This window comes from Microbacterium sp. NPDC058269, from assembly GCF_042881445.1.
GTDB lineage: Bacteria > Actinomycetota > Actinomycetes > Actinomycetales > Microbacteriaceae > Microbacterium.
In genome coordinates this window covers 325,080-342,635 of the sequence record NZ_JBHVXT010000002.1, presented here as the reverse complement: position 1 = coordinate 342,635, position 17,556 = coordinate 325,080, and the positions used below count along the sequence as shown (strand labels likewise).

General features: G+C 69.3%; 10 protein-coding genes. 2 read left to right on the top strand and 8 right to left on the bottom strand.

Features of this window, described 5'->3' with window-relative positions; all coding sequences use genetic code 11:
- Positions 1–4 precede the first annotated feature (4 nt).
- Positions 5–448, top strand: a complete 444-nt coding sequence (locus ACFVWL_RS09810; protein ID WP_387181757.1) for a hypothetical protein — start codon at positions 5–7, stop codon at positions 446–448.
- A 115-nt stretch (positions 449–563) separates the two neighbouring features.
- Here the strand turns inward: ACFVWL_RS09810 and ACFVWL_RS09805 are convergent, their stop codons facing one another.
- The 6 genes from ACFVWL_RS09805 to ACFVWL_RS09780 form a co-directional block, all read right to left on the bottom strand.
- Positions 564–2,630 carry an acyl-CoA dehydrogenase gene (locus ACFVWL_RS09805; RefSeq protein ID WP_387181754.1) on the bottom strand — a complete coding sequence of 689 codons (2,067 nt, stop codon included), beginning with the start codon at positions 2,628–2,630 and terminating at the stop codon, positions 564–566.
- Between the two features lie 120 nt (positions 2,631–2,750).
- Positions 2,751–3,986 (bottom strand): HTTM domain-containing protein, encoded by a 1,236-nt coding sequence (locus ACFVWL_RS09800; protein ID WP_387181751.1) that lies wholly within the window; start codon positions 3,984–3,986, stop codon positions 2,751–2,753.
- A complete protein-coding gene (locus tag ACFVWL_RS09795) occupies positions 3,983–4,804 on the bottom strand; it encodes a DUF5819 family protein (RefSeq protein ID WP_387181749.1) in 822 nt (273 codons plus the stop codon). Before ACFVWL_RS09795 ends, ACFVWL_RS09800 begins: the two co-directional genes overlap by 4 nt.
- Positions 4,805–4,882: 78 nt before the next feature.
- The gene (locus ACFVWL_RS09790; protein WP_387181747.1) at positions 4,883–10,084 is read right to left on the bottom strand and encodes a choice-of-anchor G family protein; all 5,202 of its coding nucleotides are present in this window, start codon (positions 10,082–10,084) and stop codon (positions 4,883–4,885) included.
- A gap of 272 nt (positions 10,085–10,356) precedes the next feature.
- Positions 10,357–12,111, bottom strand: a complete 1,755-nt coding sequence (locus ACFVWL_RS09785) for a glycoside hydrolase family 3 protein (protein ID WP_387181744.1) — start codon at positions 12,109–12,111, stop codon at positions 10,357–10,359.
- A 2-nt stretch (positions 12,112–12,113) separates the two neighbouring features.
- Positions 12,114–13,412, bottom strand: a complete 1,299-nt coding sequence (locus tag ACFVWL_RS09780) for an MFS transporter (RefSeq protein ID WP_387181741.1) — start codon at positions 13,410–13,412, stop codon at positions 12,114–12,116.
- 134 nt (positions 13,413–13,546) lie between these two features.
- Here ACFVWL_RS09780 and ACFVWL_RS09775 point away from each other — a divergent pair, with 134 nt between their 5' ends.
- Positions 13,547–14,824, top strand: a complete 1,278-nt coding sequence (locus ACFVWL_RS09775; RefSeq protein WP_387181738.1) for a TetR/AcrR family transcriptional regulator — start codon at positions 13,547–13,549, stop codon at positions 14,822–14,824.
- Between the two features lie 54 nt (positions 14,825–14,878).
- On the opposite strand, the gene recQ is transcribed toward ACFVWL_RS09775, so the two are convergent.
- Positions 14,879–16,942: a DNA helicase RecQ gene (recQ, locus tag ACFVWL_RS09770; RefSeq protein WP_387181735.1), complete on the bottom strand. Its 2,064-nt coding sequence runs from the start codon at positions 16,940–16,942 to the stop codon at positions 14,879–14,881.
- A 61-nt stretch (positions 16,943–17,003) separates the two neighbouring features.
- A complete protein-coding gene (locus ACFVWL_RS09765) occupies positions 17,004–17,513 on the bottom strand; it encodes a MarR family winged helix-turn-helix transcriptional regulator (protein ID WP_387181731.1) in 510 nt (169 codons plus the stop codon).
- Between the last annotated feature and the right edge of the window lie 43 nt (positions 17,514–17,556).

Below are 17,556 nucleotides of genomic sequence, written 5' to 3'. Positions count from 1 at the left end.
CGCCATGACGACCTCCGACGACACGATCTCCGAGTACCTCACCCGCTATGCGGACAGTCTGACCGCGTTCGATGCCGAGACCGCGGCGGGTCTGTGGTCGACGCCGGGCATGATCGTGAACGACCGCTCCTCCGGCGTGCTGGACTCCCGCGATGCCATGGTCGAAAGCCTGCGGCAGGCATATCCGATCTATCATCGGCTCGGGCTGGCGTCCGTCGGCTTCGACCTCCTGGAACGGCGTGATCTCTCCGATCGACTCGTGCTGGTGCGCGTGCGGTGGCTGTTCTTCGGCGCCGGCGGCGCACAGCTGACCGATACCGACAGCTACTACCTCCTGCGCGACGAAGACGAGGCGGGATTGCAGGCGTGCGTGTGCGTCGAGACCGACGCCGCCCAGAAGCTCCAGGCCCTCGCCGCCGAGCGCGGAGTGGATCTCACGTCGCTCTGATACCTCGCCGCCCTGACAGCGTCCAGGACTCAGGAGAAACCGGCGCCGGACGCAGAAATCCCGCCCCGATCTGAAAGACGGGGGCGGGATTCCTGAACAGCGAACCGCGGGAGGGTCAGCGCTGCTTCTTCTTCAGCGCCTTCTCCTGGATCGGAGCCTGGCCGGTCGCGGCGAGGTCGGCGTAGTACGCGCGGGCCTCGTCCTGACGCTGCTTCTCCAGACCGCTCGCGATGGGCGCACGCACGTGCTCGGGCTCGTAGCCGAACGCGTTCACGAGGTCGAGCGCGTACGGACGCAGGCGAGCGCACAGGCGGTCGATGTAGCTCGAGACCGCCGCGGCGCGCTGCATCGACAGACGCCCGTGAATCAGGTGCCAGGCGAGGTGCTTCTCGATGAGCTGCAGGCCGAACAGGTCGCGCAGCCAGGTGAGGACCTTCTTGGTGTCGGCGTCTTCGATCTGGTGCACGGCGTCGGTGAACGCCTCCCACTGCAGCAGCTCTCCGTGTGCACGGGCGGCCTCGATGAGCTCGGCCTGGTTCTCGTTGAACAGGCGGGCGCCGAGGGCCTTGTCCTTCGCACCGGGGCGCAGGCGGGAGGCGATGTCGGCCACCATCTGCTGCACGCGTCCGGCGAGGAGGTCGTGCTGCTGCTCCTCGCGCAGCCCCCGCTCGACCGAACGGCTCACCTGCCCGAAGTCGGAGACGGCCTGACCGAGCTGGCGGAGACCGGCGCCGTGGAACAGCTTGCCCGCAGTCATGCCGACGGCGAACTTCGCGAGCGCCGCGGCGTCCTTGCCCTGGAACTGCTTGGCGTAGTCGGTGAGCAGACGCTTGCCGACCAGCTGCAGCAGCACGTTGTTGTCGCCCTCGAAGGTCACGTAGATGTCGAGGTCGGCGCGGAGTCCGACCAGACGGTTCTCGAACATGAAGCCGGCACCGCCGGTGGCCTCGCGGGCCTCCTGCAGCGTGTCGAGCGCGTGCCACGTCGACAGCGGCTTGAGGGCTGCGGCCAGGGTCTCGAGGTCTTCCCTGTCGGCCGGGGTGTCGGTGCGACCGGAGAAGACCCCGTCGAACTTCTGCAGGAACTCGTCGTGCGCGAAGATCTGTGCGTACGTGGTCGCCAGCCGCGGGAGCAGACGGCGCTGGTGCTTGCCGTAGTCCATGAGCACGACCTCCTGCCCGTCCGCACCGTCGAACTGACGGCGCTGGGTGGCGTAGGTGATCGCGATGTGCAGCCCCAGCGCCGAGGCCCAGGATGCCGCGCCGTCGAGCGACACGCGCCCCTGCACCAGGGTGCCGAGCATCGTGAAGAAGCGGCGGCCGGGGCTGTCGATCGCGCTGGAGTACGTGCCGTCCGCCGACACGTCGCCGTAGCGGTTGAGCAGGTTGGTGCGCGGGATACGCACGTGGTCGAAGGAGAGGCGTCCGTTGTCGATGCCGTTGAGTCCACCCTTGAGACCGTCGTCCTCGCGGCCGATGCCGGGGAGGTCGACACCGTCCTCCCCGCGCAGCGGCACATAGAAGCAGTGCACGCCGTGGTTGACGCCGTTGGTGATCAGCTGCGCGAACACGGTCGCCGCGATCCCGTGCAGGGCCGCGTTCCCGAGGTACTCCTTCGTCGCCCCGCGGAACGGGGTGTTGATGACGAACTCCTCCGTCTGCGGGTCGTACGTCGCGGTCGTGCCGACGGCCGCGACGTCGGAGCCGTGGCCGATCTCGGTCATCGCGAAGGCGCCGGGGATGGAGAGGTCCATCACGCCGGGAAGCCACTTCGCGTGATGCTCCTCGGCGCCCAGCTGCAGGATCGCCGAGCCGAAGAGCCCCCACTGCACGCCCGACTTGATCTGCAGACTGGGGTCGGCCACCACGAGCTCCTCGAAGCCCGCGATGTTCGCGCCGTTGTTCTCCTCGCCGCCGAGCGACTTGGGGAACGCGCGGTGCACGGCCTTGTTCTCGACCAGGAGGTGCAGCTGGCTCAGCACGCGTTCACGGTGCTCGTCCTTGCCCAGCTCGTCCTTGCGCCAGAACGCGGAGTCCTTGATCATCTCGCGGGCCTGGCGACGCACGTCACCCCAGGTGCCCATCAGGGCGTCGTTGATGCGGGCGACATCGATGTGCAGGTTCGCATCCGCGGTGTCGGTGGAGGTGCGAGTCGTCTTCGGACGGACGGCGGCGTCGACCATGAGCGTTCCTCTCAGAGGGAAGTGGGAATAGTTCCATGGTAGGTCTGCCACAACCAGAGGCGAACTGCCCTGTCCACTTCCTCCAACACCCGGCGGGGACAGCTCCCCGCCGAGTTGTCGTCAGACCACAGTCCGGACCGACATCGCGTGTTCCGGCGTCGCGGGTGGGGATGCCGCACCCGCCTCCTGCCATCGCCTCTTCGTTCCGGCGCTCAGCCGCCCCCACGTCCGGTCGCGGATGAAGATCGAGTCGATCGCGATCATCGTGAGCGAGAACCAGGGCAACCCCATGAGCACCGCGATGCCGACGTGGAAGGAGAGGATGCCCAGCAGGCCGATCAGCCGTGTCGGACGCGTCAGCAGCATGAGCGGGAACGCGACCTGCAGGATGATCGACCCCCAGCTCGCGATCGTGACCATCGGCCCCCACGTGGTGACGAGGTCGCTCAGCACCGGCCACGTGCCGAACCGTGCGGTCTGCAGCGGGTTGTAGACCGCGTACCCCTCTTCCCACGGCGCACCGCCCGCCTTGAACAGAGCGCCCGAGGCGTAGACGAAGCAGACCTGCGCCGTGAGAGCCACGAGGGTCAGGTTGTGGAACATCGTTCCCAGCAGCGCCGGCTGGCTGTTCGGGGCGAACCACTCCCCCGACTTCGCCCGACGTCGGGCATCCAGCGACCACCGGGCCGCGGGATCGGCGAAGAACAGCAGGAACAGCGCGATGCGGAACATGTTGTCGCCCTGATCGCCCACCATGTCGTTGGCCTCGATGAAGCCCACCCAGAGGCAGAAGAAGATCGGGAGCACGATGCGGAAGCGCCAGCCGAGGACGAACAGCACCGCGAGCACCCCGAGGAACAGGTAGAGCGCCGTGTAGAGCACGTCATTCCCCATCGCGGCATGGAACGCGCTGAACACCCAGATCTTCGGGAAGTCGCTCACCGGCTCCGCGAGCTCCCCGTTCCAGGCCGAGCCGGACCCGAAGGTGTACAGGCGGGTGCTGAAGTTCGACGCCAGGAGGCCGATCGCCGTGACACCGAAGAGGATGCGTGTGACGGCGAGTCCGTAGAGGGCCTTCTTCCCGTTGAAGAGCCAGTCGCCGACGAAGGCCGAGATGCGGTCGATGGCTGAGAGCACCATCGCCCAGAGGCCGCCGATCATCGACGACACGAAGGTCAGCAGCCGGGTGATGAACGACCGCGGCGGCACGGTGGTCGCCCGAGCGGGTGCGGGTTCTCGAGGAGGAGCGGGAGGCGTGGAGACCGGAGCGGGTGCCGTCGTCGTGCTCCGCGGCGCAAGATCCTTCTTCTTCTTCGCGTCGCCCTTCCGCGCCGTGGTCTTGACCGGCGCGCTCACGGCTGGATCCTCTCGAACTGGCTGCGGAAGGTGTTCGCGAAGTTCTCGCGGCTCTGTCCTTCCTCTTCTATAGGGAGTCGCCATCCGGTGGTCGAGAACGTGGGGTCAGGACGCTGCGCGCTCGGGTCGTTGCGGTCCTTGTAGGGGACGACGTTCTGGCGACTCACGCGGTACTGCACCTTGACCACGGCATCGGCTCCCCAGATCGCGTAGGCCACCTGGGTCGCGTACGCGGTGGAGAGGTGCTCCTCGGCCATGTAGGCGTCCGTCGACGGGTTGTCGTCGCCCTGCAGCTCGTCGAAGGAGCGGACCATCCACTCCTCCCCGTCGTCCTCCGCGAAGTCGAGACCGACCACGGCCTGCTGGTCGGCGTTCAGCTTGTTGTAGGCGTTCATCTGCCCGCTCGCCACCTCACTGGACTGGATGCCGGCGCGCGGCGGGAAGAGGTTGTAGCGGATCATCGACAGCTCGACGTCGGTGGCGCTGACCCAGCCGGTCTCGACCTGCTCGCCGTCCTTCTCGATGACGGCGCGGACGTTGAAGTGGTAGTCGCCGTTGATGGGCTCCGGTGCGAAGACGCTCCACGACTGGCCGAACATCGGCAGCATGTAGCCGGCCAGCACCTGCTGCGTGGGGATCTCCCGCAAGGCCGAGTACGGCGCGATCCACAGGAAAGAGGCGCCGATGTGCCACAGGGTCAGCAGGCAGGCGGCGAAGGCGATGAGCTTCACCCACCAGGTCGGACGCGGACGTACCGCGGCCGCTCCCTCCGGCGCAGACGCGGCGGATTCCGGTGAGGACTCGAGTTTCGTGCTCATTCACTTCCCTCCGTACCGCCGAGGGTCGGGACCGCCGTGGGGAAACGGTCCCGACCACTCAGCGTTCCTACCTCGCGATCATTCCGTCTGCACTTGGGGACGTCGGGATCTCGCGAGTCTCATCGCCCCCCAGCCGAGCATGAGGAGCGTGGCGGCCAGAGCGATCCATCCGCTCTGCACCTGTCCGCCGGTCGTGGCCAGACCCGACGCCACCACCTGGAACGACGCCGACACACTGCCCGAGGTCGCCCCGGTCAGTGTCACGGTGTGGGTTCCGAGATCAGTGGCGGTGGGAACGGTCCACGTGAAGGTGACCGTTCCCTGCGAGTTGGCGACCTGGCTTCCCAGCGCCACGGGGGCGGAGGTCATGACGCCCGTCACCGTCTCGCCAGGCGTGAAGCCCGTGCCGACCGCGGTCTGCTGCGTGCCGCGCTCGCGCACCGGGTGCTTGATCGCGATGGCGATGTTCCCGGTCGGGTCGGCCGCCGCGTCTGCGGAAGCGGTGGCGGTGGCGGTGGCGGTGGCGGATGCCGCAGCCGTGGCTTCAGCCGACGCGTCAGCCGCCGCCGAAGCCGAGGCCGTGGCCGACGACGACGCGTTCGCCGCCGCTGCCGCCGAGGCGTTCGGATCCGCATCGGCCGAGGCCGAGGCATCCGCCGCACTCGTGGAGGTCGCATCGTTCTGCGCCGCCGCCTGAGCCGCTGCCGCCGCCGAGGCGTTCGCCGCAGTGGTGGCCGTGGTCGACGCATCCGTGGAGGCGTCGGTGGTCGCCGCGGCCTGGGCTGCGGCATTGGCCGATACGTCTGCCGCGGCGGAGGCTTGGCTCGTCGCATCCGCGAGTGCCGCCGCCACTGCCGCTGCTTCGGCCGAGGCGTTGCTGTCGTCATCCGCCTGTGCGGAAGCCGACGCCGACGCGGAGGCGTTGGTGTTGATCTCCGCCGATGCGTCCGCCGAGGCGACCGCATCCGAGGATGCATCCGTCGAGGCGTTCGCGATGGCTGCCGCGCTCGCATTCGCCGCCGCGCTCGTGCTGGCATCCGACGTGGCCGAGGTGTCGGCCGCGGTGTTCGTCGTCGCGTCGGCCAACGCTGCCGCCTGAGCGGCGATCGCCGCACCGGCGTTCGCCGACGAGGTGGCATCCGCCGTGGCCGCTGTGGACGAGGTCGCGGTCGCCGCTGCCTCCGATGCCGCTTCGGCAGCCGGGTCGGCCGCAGCCGATCCTTCCGCCGTCGCGTCGGCGAAGGCCGCCGCCTGTGCGGACGCTTCGGCGACCGCCGCGGTGGTGGCATCGGCGTTGGCCGAAGCCGAGGCCGAGGCTGCCGCGTTCGTGTTGGCCGAGGCCTCCGACGATGCATCCGTGGACGAATCCGTGGTCGCTGCCGATTCCGACGAGGCCGCGGAGTTCGACTCCGCCGCCGTGGAGGCTGCCGCATTCGCGTCGTCCGAGGCGTCGGCCTGGGCCGCTGCCTGGGCGGCGACGGCCGCGGACGCATTGGCCGTCGACGTCACATCCGTCGTCGCGGTGCTCGACGCATCGGTGGTCGCCGCTGCCTGAGCCGCCGATGTGGCATCCGCTGTCGCTGCCGCCGATGCCGCGGAAGTCGCGTCCGCGAGAGCTGCCGCTTCTGCAGCCGCCTGGGCCGACGGGTCGCCGTCCGCCGTCGCATCAGCCGAGGCCGACGCCGAGGCTGCCGCGTTCGTGTTGACGTCGCCCGGGTCACCCGCGGTCACCTCGGTGGTGTCCGATCCGGTGACCGCGCCCGAGGTCGCCGTGAGCGTGTAACCCGTGCCCGGCGTGGTGCCGATCGGAACCGGATAGTTCACCGTGAAGGCCCCGGAAGCGTCGGTGTTCGCCGTCACCGGGCCACCGACGTTCGCGCCCCCACCGGGAGCCGTCAGCTGCAGCGACACCGAGGAGCTCACGGGCCATCCGGAGCCGGTGACGGCAAGGTTGGTGCCCGCAGGAACCGTGGGTGCCGCGTCGACCACGACGGGAGCGGCCGTGACCTCGGTCGTGTCTGTCGCGGTCTGAGCCCCGACCGACGCCGTCACCGTGTACCCGGTTCCGGCAGGGGTGCCGGCCGGAACCGGGTAGTCGAGCGTGAATCCGCCGAGCCCGCCCGTCGTCACCGTCTGGGGGCTGCCGATGTTCGCGCCGCCGGGTGCGGTCAGCTGCACCGACACCTGCGTGTTCGCCGGCCAGTTCGTGCCGGAGACGGGGAGGTTGCTCCCGGCCTGCACGGTCGCCGCCGCGTCGACGGTGGCCGCCGCGGTCACAGCGGTCGTGTCGGTGGCGGTCTGCGTGCCGACGTTCGCCGTCACCGTGTAGCCCGCTCCGGGCGTCGCCGATGCGGGCACCGGGTAGTCGAGGGTGAAGCCGCCGGTCGCATCCGTCGTCACCGTCGCCGGACCGCCGACGTTTCCGCCGCCGGGTGCCGTCAGCTGCACGGTCACCTGCGTGTTCGCCGGCCAGTTCGTGCCGGTGACGGGGAGGGTCGCGCCGGCCTGGACCGTCGCCGCCGCGTCGATCGCCGCCGCCGCCGTGACCGCCGTCGTGTCGGTCGCGGTCTGCGTGCCGACGTTCGCGGTCACCGTGTAGCCCGCTCCGGGCGTCGCCGATGCAGGCACCGGGTAGTCGAGCGTGAACCCACCCGCCCCATCCGTCGTCACCGTCTCCGGGCCGCCGACGTTCCCCCCACCGGGGGCCGTCAGCTGCACCGACACCTGCGTGTTCGCCGGCCAGTTCGCGCCGGTGATCGGAAGCGAAGTCCCCGCCTGCACGGTCGCGGCCGCATCCACGGTCGCTGCGGCCGTCACCTCGGTGGTGTCGATCGCGGTGACCGCTCCTGCCGTCCCGGTCACGGTGTAGGCCGCGCCCGGGGCCGCAGACGCGGGAACCGGGTAGTCGAGCGAGATCACACCGGAGGCGTTGGAGGTCGCCGTCACCGGGCCGCCGACGTTCGCGCCCCCGCCGGGAGCCGTCAACTGCACCGAGACCACGGTGTTCGCCGGCCAATTCGTGCCGGTGATCGGAAGGCTCGTGCCCGCCTGGACGGTCGCCGCCGCGTCGATCGCCGCGACCGGCGCAGCCGTCACCTCGGTGGTGTCGGTGGCGGTCTGGGTGCCGACGCTCGCCGTGACCGTGTAGCCGGTGGCCGCTGGCGTGCCCGCCGGGACCGGATAGTCCAGCGTGAACGTGCCGGAAGCGTCGGTCGTGGCGAGTTCGGGGCCGCCGATGTTCCCGCCGCCGGGAGCCGTGAGCTGCACCGACACCTGGGTGTTCGCGGGCCAGTTCGTGCCGGAGATGCCGAGATCGGTGCCTGCCTGAACGGCGGGTGCCGCGTCCACCGCGGCTGCTGCCGTGACTTCGGTCGTATCGGTCGCCGTGACCGCTCCGGCCGTCGCCGTGACGGTGTATCCCGTCCCCGGGGTCGCCGAGACGGGCACCGGGTAGGAGAGCGTGAGCCCGCCGGACGCATCGGTGGTCGCCGTCACCGGGCCGCCGACCGCTGCGCCCCCCGGCGCCGTCAGCTGCACGGAGACGTCGGTGCTCGCGGGCCAGCCGGAGCCGGTGAGGGGAAGACTGGTTCCCGCCTGCACCGTGGCCGCCGCATCGATCGCGGCGACTGCGGCGATCGCCGACTTCACCGTCGACGACCCGAGGTCGAGGGAGACTCCGCCACCGACGGCGGGGAGCAGGTTCACTCCGAGTGCACGAACGGTGAAGCTGCCTCCGGGGATATCTCCCGTGGCCGGCTGCTCGTTGATGGTGATGGTCGCGACCTGCGACAGCACACCCTGCAACACAGGGTCGAGCGTCGAGAGCACCGGCCCCGTCAGCGCGGCGAGCGCCGGCTGCACGAGCGGGATCACGCTGTTCAGCGCGGTGTTCACGAGCGGACCCGTCGTTGTGGCGACCGCATTGGTCACGGCCGCGACCACCGGGTTGAGAAGGACCCCGATGTTGAGGCCGGCGAGGCTGATGTCGGTCGCGACCACAGGAACCGGCGTCGCGGTGCCGGCGAACTGCGCCAGCGAGCCCTTGACCGTCACGTCACCCGAGACGAGCGGAGTGCCGGTGAGCGGAACCGTGAGGTCGACGCCGACGGTCAGCGTCACCTGGAGCGCATCGAGCGTCGACTTCAGGATCGTGGAGACCTTGCCGTTGAGGCTGTTCGGGTGCGTGCCGGTGAGTGCGGAGGTGATGCCCTGCTGGATCGCGGAGATCGTCGTGGCCGACAGCACCGGGGTGTTCGCCGGAAGGGAGTTGAGGTCGGCGCCGGCCCCGGTCTCGACGAGGATCTTGGCGAGGTCGACGGAGACCGTCCCGGTGCTCAGGTCGACGAGCACGGAACCCGTGGTGTTCTCGAGCGGAGTCTGCAGCACCTGGGTGGTCACGGTCTGGCCGACGGTGTCGAGACCGGCGATCGCGACGGTTCCCCCGCTCGCAGTGAAGGCCGCGACGAGCGGCACGTCCGGGATCGCGTTGATCGTGTTGACGATGGTCGTGGTGAGCGCGGTGAGCGCCCCGCCGGGACCGGCGAGGTTGCTGACGGGAGTCACGGTGCTCTGGATCGCCGAGGCGAGCGTGCCGGAGAGTCCGGCGACCAGGTTGCTGTGCAGATCGAGGTTCAGATCGGCGATGCGGTACTCGGAGGTGACGGTGCCGGTGTTCGACTCGGCACGTGAGGCGAGCGCGCCGATGCCGACCGAGGCCTGGTCGAGGACGGCGTCGGTGAGCCCGGCCACGGCGAGTTGATCGAACAGGTCGGTGAGTTCGAGGGTGCCGGGGTTGACGCTGCCGTCGATGGCGCCGGTGTCGATCGCTCCACCCGAGGTGATGGTGCCCGAGGATGCGATCGACTGCGTCTGTGTCGGCGACGAGCTGAAGCTCTGCGCCGCCCCCAGGTCACCGAGCTGGAGCAGACCCGGCGAACCGGGCGTACCGTCGGACAGCAGCGGCACGTTCAGGGTGCCGACGTCGATGTTGAGCGCCTCGAGCAGTCCGACATCCAGCCCGCCGAGCTCGGAGCCCGGGGCTGCGGGATTGCTGGTCAGCGTGTGACCGAGCGCCGCGATGTCGAGCCCGCCGAGCAGTGCGGCAGGCAGCTGGATGATCTGCCCCTGCGCGACCGACGGATCGTTCGGATTCGCCGCGTCCAGCGCCGTCGCCGCTGTCGGCACCAGTGCACTCGCGAGGACCACCGCGCCGACGGTGACGCCGGCGATGCCTCCTCCTACAGCTCTGCGTCGCCGCAGAGTCCTCTCCTGCAATTCCATTCGCTACTCCCGTGTGATGCGATCTTCCGCGTCACATGGCCCCCCCACGGGTCGACATCTGTCGGCCGAGCGATGTTGGCTCATTCTTACGGGATCGCGGAGGAGAAGTCCAGCATTTGTCCAGGAATCACCCGGCGACCGCCATCGCGGGAGACATTCCGAAACTCGGAGACGGAATGGCGGAGCGGGGCGCTCCCTGCGAGAGGCGCGGGGAAGACGAAGAACGCCCCGCACGCGAAGGCGTGCAGGGCGTTTTCCGAGCCGGATGACCGCTACAGCGAGAGCCCGTGACCGAACCGGAACAGTGGATCGGCGGTGTCGAACGGCACGTCGGGGCGGGAGGCCTCGACGGCTGCCATCGACCGCGGCAGGTCGAACGGCAACGCGCCGCGCGCGGGGAACGCACCACTGAGCACGTCGAGCAGGGCGGCCCCGGACGCACCCCAGTTCACCGTCACCGCAGCGGCGACGTCGACGATCGGCGTCAGGATCGGCGGGCGGTCGGCGAGCACGTCGACGACGGTCGGCACGGCGGCGGCGACCTCGCGGACATGCGCGATCACGTCTTCCGAGAACGCGAGCGAGCCCGCGTGGAAGAAGTTCTCGAACATCGTCGCGCGCTCCTCGAACGGAGCCTGCAGGCGGATGATCGCCAGGTCGGCCTCGCCCGGCGTCTCGACGATCTCGCCGAAGGACGCGGCCGTGTCGACGTCGACGCCCTCGACGTAGAGCTTCCGGCCGCGTGCGAACGGCAGAGTGCCATCGTTCGCGAGCACCGTGATCGATGCGCGCTGGGCGTCCTCTCCCGCGGTGCGGAACTCGGCGCGACCGACGATGTCATCGGCGGCATCCTCGTCGACGTACGGGTTCTCGAACAGTCCGAGTTCGAACTTCTCGCGCAGGATGCGACGTGCCGAGACGTCGAGTCGGGCCTCGGTCACCTCGCCGTCGGCGATCAGCTCGAGCAGCAGCTCCGGGTTCGCCTCGCCGCCGAACTGGTCGACCCCGGCATCCAGCACCTTCTTCATCCGCTCACGCGGCGTGAGGTCTTCCACACCCCAGGCTCGTGCCGGGAAGGGCTGGCCGAAGATCTCGGAGTCGCTGATCAGGCCCCAGTCGGTGCACACGAGACCATCGAAGCCGTAGCGCTCACGCAGCAGGCCGGTGATCACGGACTTGTTGAACCCGAATCCCACCTCCTCGTACTCGGTGCCGACGGGCATCCCGTAGTACGGCATCATCTGCCTGGTGCCCGCGGCGAGCGCGTCTTCGAACGGCTTCAGGTGAAGCTCGAACTCACCGCCAGGGTAGACCTGCTCCCGGCCGTACGGGAAGTGCGGGTCTTCGCCGTCCTTCTGCGGTCCACCTCCCGGGAAGTGCTTCGTCATGGTCGACACCGATCCGGGGCCGAACGATGCGCCCTGGAACCCGCGGATGTATGCCGCACCGAGCTTTCCCGACAGCTCCGCGTCCTCGCCGAACGTCGCGGTCTGCCGCGCCCAGCGTGGCTCCGTCGCGAGGTCGACCTGGGGGTGCAGGGCCACTCGCAACCCGACCGCCGTGTACTCCTGGCGGGCGATGTCCGCGAAGCGCTCCACGAGGTCTTCGTCACGGGTCGCGGCGAGACCGAGGGTCTCCGGCCACTGCGAGAACGGGCCGGCGAGGATCGACGCGCCGGGGTTCTCGCTGAACGAGTGCCGAGGGTCGGTGGACAGCGTCACCGGGATGCCGAGTCGGGTCGACGCCGCGAGCCGCTGCAGGGCGTTCTGCCATGCCGCGATCTCCCGACCGGTGGGCGCGGCGCCGAGCAGGTTGAAGTGCGTCATGCGCTTGGTCTCGAGGAACTCGCGAGCCGACGGGGTCGCGAAGATCGGGTTCGGCTCTTCGAGATCGCCGATGGCGATCATGGTGTGGAAGAAGAGTCCGGCCTTCTCCTCGATCGTCATGGCGTCGAGCAGCAGCTGCACCCGTTCGTCGACGGAGAGGTCGGTGTCGAGCCAGGGGCGCGCGGTGATGGTGTCGGTCATGGTCACTTGACTCCCTTGATGCGGTAGACGAGAACGGCACCAGCCAGCGCGACGACGGCACCGAAGAGGTACCAGGTGGTGTAGCCGCCGAGCGGGGTGGCCGCGCCGATGGCGATGATTCCGGGCGCGATGGCCGGGGCGATCGACTGGGGCAGGGCGTTGGCGATGTTCAGCACGCCGAGGTCCTTCGCCACGTCGTCGGGGTTGGGGAGCACCTCGGTCGCGAGGGCGAGGTCGACCGAGAGGAAGGACCCTGCGCCGAGTCCGATGATCGCCTGCGCGATGATCACGGTCGTGACATCGGGGGCGATCGCGAGGATGACCAGTCCGACCACCATGATCACACCGGCGATGGCGACGAAGGGGCGACGCTTGCCGATCTTGTCGGAGAGGAATCCGCCGAGCGGGGAGGAGATCGCCATCGCGGCCATGGAGGCGAGGTTGGCGGCCAGGATGATGCCGACCGCGCCCTGCTCATCGAGACCGAACTTGGTGACGAGGTAGAGCGGCAGGAACGTGGCGATGCCGGCGTAGCCGAACATCACGAAGAACTTGGTAAGCCAGGTCCAGCCGAAGTCGGGGTGCTTGCGCGGGTTGAACACGAACGAGCCGAAGAACATCGCGACCGTGAACTTCTCGGCGGGCTTCTCCACGAGGCGGCGATCCTTGAGAATCAGGACGAACACGACCACCAGGATCAGTGCGATCACGCCGGGGACGACGAAGCGCTCGAAGTCGCCGGGCAGGAAGTTGACCAGGAAGCTGCCGGCGAGGATGCCGATCGGGGTCGTGATGCCGATGATGCCGGAGACCTTGCCGCGACTCGTGACCGGCACCTGATCGGGGAGCGTCGCGTTGGCGGCGGCGAGCACGGCGTTCATCGAGGTCTGCACGAGGCACCAGGCGAGCAGGATCATCCACACGGAGGTCGCGGCGCCGATGAGGACGAAGCCGCCGAGACCGACGATCGCGCCCCCGAGGATCCACGGCCGACGCATGCCCCAGCGCGAGGTGGTGCGGTCGGAGAGTCGGCCGACGAGAGGGTTCGCGATGAGAGCGAAGATCGCGCCGACGCCCATCACGAGCCCGAGGCTGCCCTCGGTGTTCACCGGGTCGATGTGCTGGACCTTGAACGCCATCGACACCATGACGGGCGTGAGAAGCGCGAGATAGACACCGAAGTTCACGGCGGCGAGGCCCGGCGTGTAGCCGCGCGGGGTCTTCAGCGGCGTGGTCCCGGGGGCTTTGAACCCGGTGGTGCCGACCGCGGCCGCGGAAGCGGCGGATGACAACTCTGTCATGACAGTCCTTTCGATTCGCCGCACGTCTTCGGGCGACGCGGCTCTTCGATGAAGATACACGAATCTCGACCATTTGGTAAGTGAATCTAGACCGCTTGGTAATGAGCGAGGATAGGATGAGGAGGGAGGATGCGATGACGACGACGGCGACCGGTTCGCGGCACGCGCGCGCCGCCGCCACGCGCCAGCGCATCCTGTCCGCCGCGCACGACCTGTTCGTCGAACGCGGCTATCGCTCCACATCGCTGCGCGACATCGCCGCAGCCTCTTCCGTCAGCCACCCGGGGCTCCTCGGGCACTTCTCGTCCAAAGACGATCTGCTCGCTGAAGTCGTCGCCGCGCTCGAAGCCGAGAACGAGACGGTGTTCAGCGCGATCGCGGCGGCGTCCGAACCGGGCGAGCTGGTATTCGCCGGCATCGCCGCGCGGAACGAGCGCACCGCGGGCTACATCGAGCTGTTCGCCGCGCTCACCGGCGAGGCTTCTGCTCCCGGCCACCCCGCGCACGCGCGGATGCGCGAGCGCTACTGCCGTCTCCGCTCGCTGAGCATCGACGTGTTGGAAGACGCGAAGTACCACGGCGTGATCGCGGCGGATCGCGACGTCGACGGCGAGACGGTGCGGCACACGGCCGGGTGGGACGGTCTGCAGCTGCTCTCGCAGTACCTTCCGGATCGGGTCGATGTGGTGGAGATGCTCGAGGAGCGCGAGAACCTGTGGGCGACGCCGCTCGCGTGGCGGGACTCCGACGACGAGCCCTCATCCGACAGCACGGATCCGGCCGGCCCCCTGCCCGAGCTACGCACGACCGCGGTCCCCGACACCGACCCCGGCTACGCGGTCGGCCGCCGCCGTCGCGCGCAGATCCTCGCCGACGCGACGCGCCTCTTCTCCCGCGACGGCTACGGCGACACCAGCCTGCAGGACATCGCCACCGCGGTCGGGGTGTCGAAGTCGACGCTGCTGCACCACTATCCGTCGAAAGAGCTGCTGCTCAGCGCCGTCCTCACCGAACGCGACAGTGCCATCAACGAGAACCAGGCGTTCACGGGCGCCGCCTCGGCCGGAGAGGTGCTCCGCAGCATCCCCGATGGAGCCGCGCTCAGCGCGCACGACGAGCCGGGACTGATCGAGGTGTACGCGGTGCTGTCCTGCGAGGCGGTGCCCGCCGCCCACCCCGCGCACGAGTACTTCACGGCCCGGTTCGCCAATGCGCTCGACTACTTCACCGAACTCTTCCGGCTCGCCCAGGTCGACGGCGACCTGCCCGAGCACCGCGACCCCGTGCACGAGGCCACCTGGCTCATCGCGATGTGGGACGGCCTGCAGTACCAGTGGCTCTACGACAGGGAACGACTCGACATCGCGACGCACCTGCGCGCCCACCTCGACGACGTGCTGCCTCCGCGCTGAGCGCGCGAGGAGTCAGGCGGCACGAGGATCAGGGCTCGGGTCAGGCGGCGGCACTCAGGCCTCGGCGATGACCGCCAGCACGCCCTCGCCGTAGGCCTCGCGCTTCTTGGCCCCGATGCCGGTGATGCCGTCGAGGTCGGCGAGGGATGCCGGGCGGTGCTCCGCGAGCGCACGCAGCGTCGCATCTCCGAACACGATGTATGCGGGCACGCCCTGCTCGCGCGCGGTCTCGGCCCGCCACGCGCGCAGTGCCTCGAACAGACCCCGGTCCCCGGCGTCCAGGGCATCGGCGGCACTGGCCTTGCGGGCACGACCGGACGAGGTCGGACGCCCGATCGTGTCCTTGCGCAGCGGCACCGCGGTCTCGCCCTTCAACACTCCGGACGCCTGCTCGCCGGGAGCCAGGGTGCCGTAGTCGCCCTGCGCGACCAGGATGCCGCGGGCGAGCAGCTGCCGCACGACGCTGCGCCAGTCCTGATCGGAGAGGTCGTTGCCGATGCCGTACGTCGCGAGCGTGTCGTGCCCCTGCTGGCGGATGCGCTCGGTCGAGGCTCCGCGGAGGATGTCGATCAGGTGCCCGGCCCCGAACGCCTGATTGCGCTCGCGCTTCAATCGCACGATCGTCGACAGCAGCTTCTGCGCGGGAACGAGGCCGTCGAACGTCTCGGTGTCTTCGAGACAGGTGTCGCAGTTGCCGCAGGGCTGCGACTCCTGACCGAAGTAGCCGAGCAGATTCTGCCGTCGGCACTCGACCGTCTCGCACAGCGCGAGCATGGCGTCGAGGTGCTGCCCCATCCGCATCTTGAACGTCCGGTCACCAGGGCTCTGGTCGATCAGCCGGCGCTGCTGCACCACGTCGCCGAGCCCGTACGCCATCCACGCCACCGACGGCTCGCCGTCGCGCCCGGCTCGACCGGTCTCCTGGTAGTACCCCTCGACCGACTTCGGCAGGTCGATATGCGCGACGAAGCGCACGTCGGGCTTGTCGATGCCCATCCCGAACGCGATGGTGGCGACCATGACCACACCGTCTTCCCGGAGGAAGCGCGCCTGGTTGGCCGCGCGCACCTCGGCGGGCAGACCCGCGTGGTACGGCAGCGCGTCGAGGCCCTGGGCAGCGAGATAGGTCGCCGTCTGCTCGACCGACTTGCGGCTGAGCGCGTACACGATGCCCGCGGGCTGCGCGCCGTCGTCGGTCACCGGGGTCTGCGACTTGATGAACGCGACCAGCTGCTTGCGCGGATCGACCTTGGGCACGATCCGGTACTGGATGTTCGGGCGATCGAAGCTCGCGACGAAGTGCGAAGCGCCGTCGAGGCGCAGACGTTCGGTGATCTCCTTGTGCGTCGCCGCAGTGGCCGTAGCCGTGAGCGCCATGCGCGGCACCCCGGGGAATCGCTCGCCCAGATCGCCGAGAGCCAGGTAATCGGGGCGGAAGTCGTGACCCCACTGCGACACGCAGTGCGCCTCGTCGATCGCGATCACGCTGAGCGTTCCGCGCTGGAGCAGCGCCGTGGTCTGCGCGTTCGACAGCCGCTCGGGGGCGACGTAGATGAGGTCGAGCTCGCCGGCGACGTACGCCCGCTCGACCTCACGGCGCTCGTCGATGGCCTGCGTGGAGTTGAGGTACGCGGCGTTGACGCCGTTGGCCCGCAGTGCGTCGACCTGGTCGTGCATGAGCGCGATGAGCGGGCTGATCACCAGCCCCGTGCCCTCGCGCACGAGCGCGGGAACCTGGTACGTGATGCTCTTTCCGCCGCCGGTGGGCATCAGCACGACGGCGTCTCCCCCGGCGATGACCTGCTCGACGATGTCGGCCTGATCGCCGCGGAACTCGTCGTACCCGAAGACGGTGTGCAGCGCCTCGCGCGCGGTCGGGTAGCGGCTCGGTGTCGCCCGACGCACAGCGGGTGCACGGCCCGCGGCGGGTGCGCCACTCGCGGTGGACGAGGTCACCGGCGTGATCGGCCCCTGCCCCCAGTCGAGCGGTGGCTCGAAGCCCGCGCCCTGGGGCTCCCAATCCATCGGCTCCGGCGGGATGGACGACTCCCAGCCGTCGTCGTAGGGCTCGTCGGCGTACGGCAGATCCGCGTACGGGTCACGGGGAGTCTGCGGCATCTCTCCAGCGTAACGACCTCCGCCGACGCGGGCGGCGCCTCATCCACAGGTGAGGGCGGGATCAGCTCGCGGTCGACCGATCGTAGGCGCGGATGAGGTCGTCGAGGAACCTCGCCACCGTCGCGCGCTCTTCCTCGCTCATCGCGGCGATCTGCGCCTCGACCTCGCCGATGAGCGGTTCCACCAGGCGCTCGGCCTCGGCGGCGGCATCCTCCGACGCGGTCACGATGAGCTTGCGCCCGTCGGACGGATGACGGTCGCGACGCACGTGTCCGCGGTCCTCGAGTCGGTTGAGGACGAGGGTCATGGCCGCGGTCGAGATCTCGACGCGATGCGCAAGCTCGGTCGGCGTGGTGGGACCGCGGGAGATGAGGTGGTCGAGCACCTCGAGACCCGGAGCATCGAGTTCGAGCTGCTTGGCGATCGACCGCTCGAAGCGCTGCTGCCGCATCGTCAACTGCTGCACCCGAGTGCGGATGTCGTTCTCGTCGATCTCACCGGCGTCGTGCCGACGCGTCGGGTCGTACCTCGACGCCGTTTCCGATGCCCGCTCGGACCGTTTGACATCCATGCGAGCAATGGTAATACTTCATATTGCTAATTTGATTGATAAT

Excerpts from the sequence above, each read along its gene's own strand:
- ACFVWL_RS09810 (WP_387181757.1), top strand. The coding sequence starts at position 5 with ATGACGACCTCCGACGACACGATCTCCGAGTACCTCACCCGCTATGCG.
- ACFVWL_RS09805 (WP_387181754.1), bottom strand. The coding sequence starts at position 2,630 with ATGGTCGACGCCGCCGTCCGTCCGAAGACGACTCGCACCTCCACCGAC.
- ACFVWL_RS09795 (WP_387181749.1), bottom strand. The coding sequence starts at position 4,804 with ATGAGCACGAAACTCGAGTCCTCACCGGAATCCGCCGCGTCTGCGCCG.
- ACFVWL_RS09790 (WP_387181747.1), bottom strand. The coding sequence starts at position 10,084 with ATGGAATTGCAGGAGAGGACTCTGCGGCGACGCAGAGCTGTAGGAGGA.
- ACFVWL_RS09785 (WP_387181744.1), bottom strand. The coding sequence starts at position 12,111 with ATGACCGACACCATCACCGCGCGCCCCTGGCTCGACACCGACCTCTCC.
- ACFVWL_RS09780 (WP_387181741.1), bottom strand. The coding sequence starts at position 13,412 with ATGACAGAGTTGTCATCCGCCGCTTCCGCGGCCGCGGTCGGCACCACC.
- ACFVWL_RS09775 (WP_387181738.1), top strand. The coding sequence starts at position 13,547 with ATGACGACGACGGCGACCGGTTCGCGGCACGCGCGCGCCGCCGCCACG.
- recQ (WP_387181735.1), bottom strand. The coding sequence starts at position 16,942 with ATGCCGCAGACTCCCCGTGACCCGTACGCGGATCTGCCGTACGCCGAC.
- ACFVWL_RS09765 (WP_387181731.1), bottom strand. The coding sequence starts at position 17,513 with ATGGATGTCAAACGGTCCGAGCGGGCATCGGAAACGGCGTCGAGGTAC.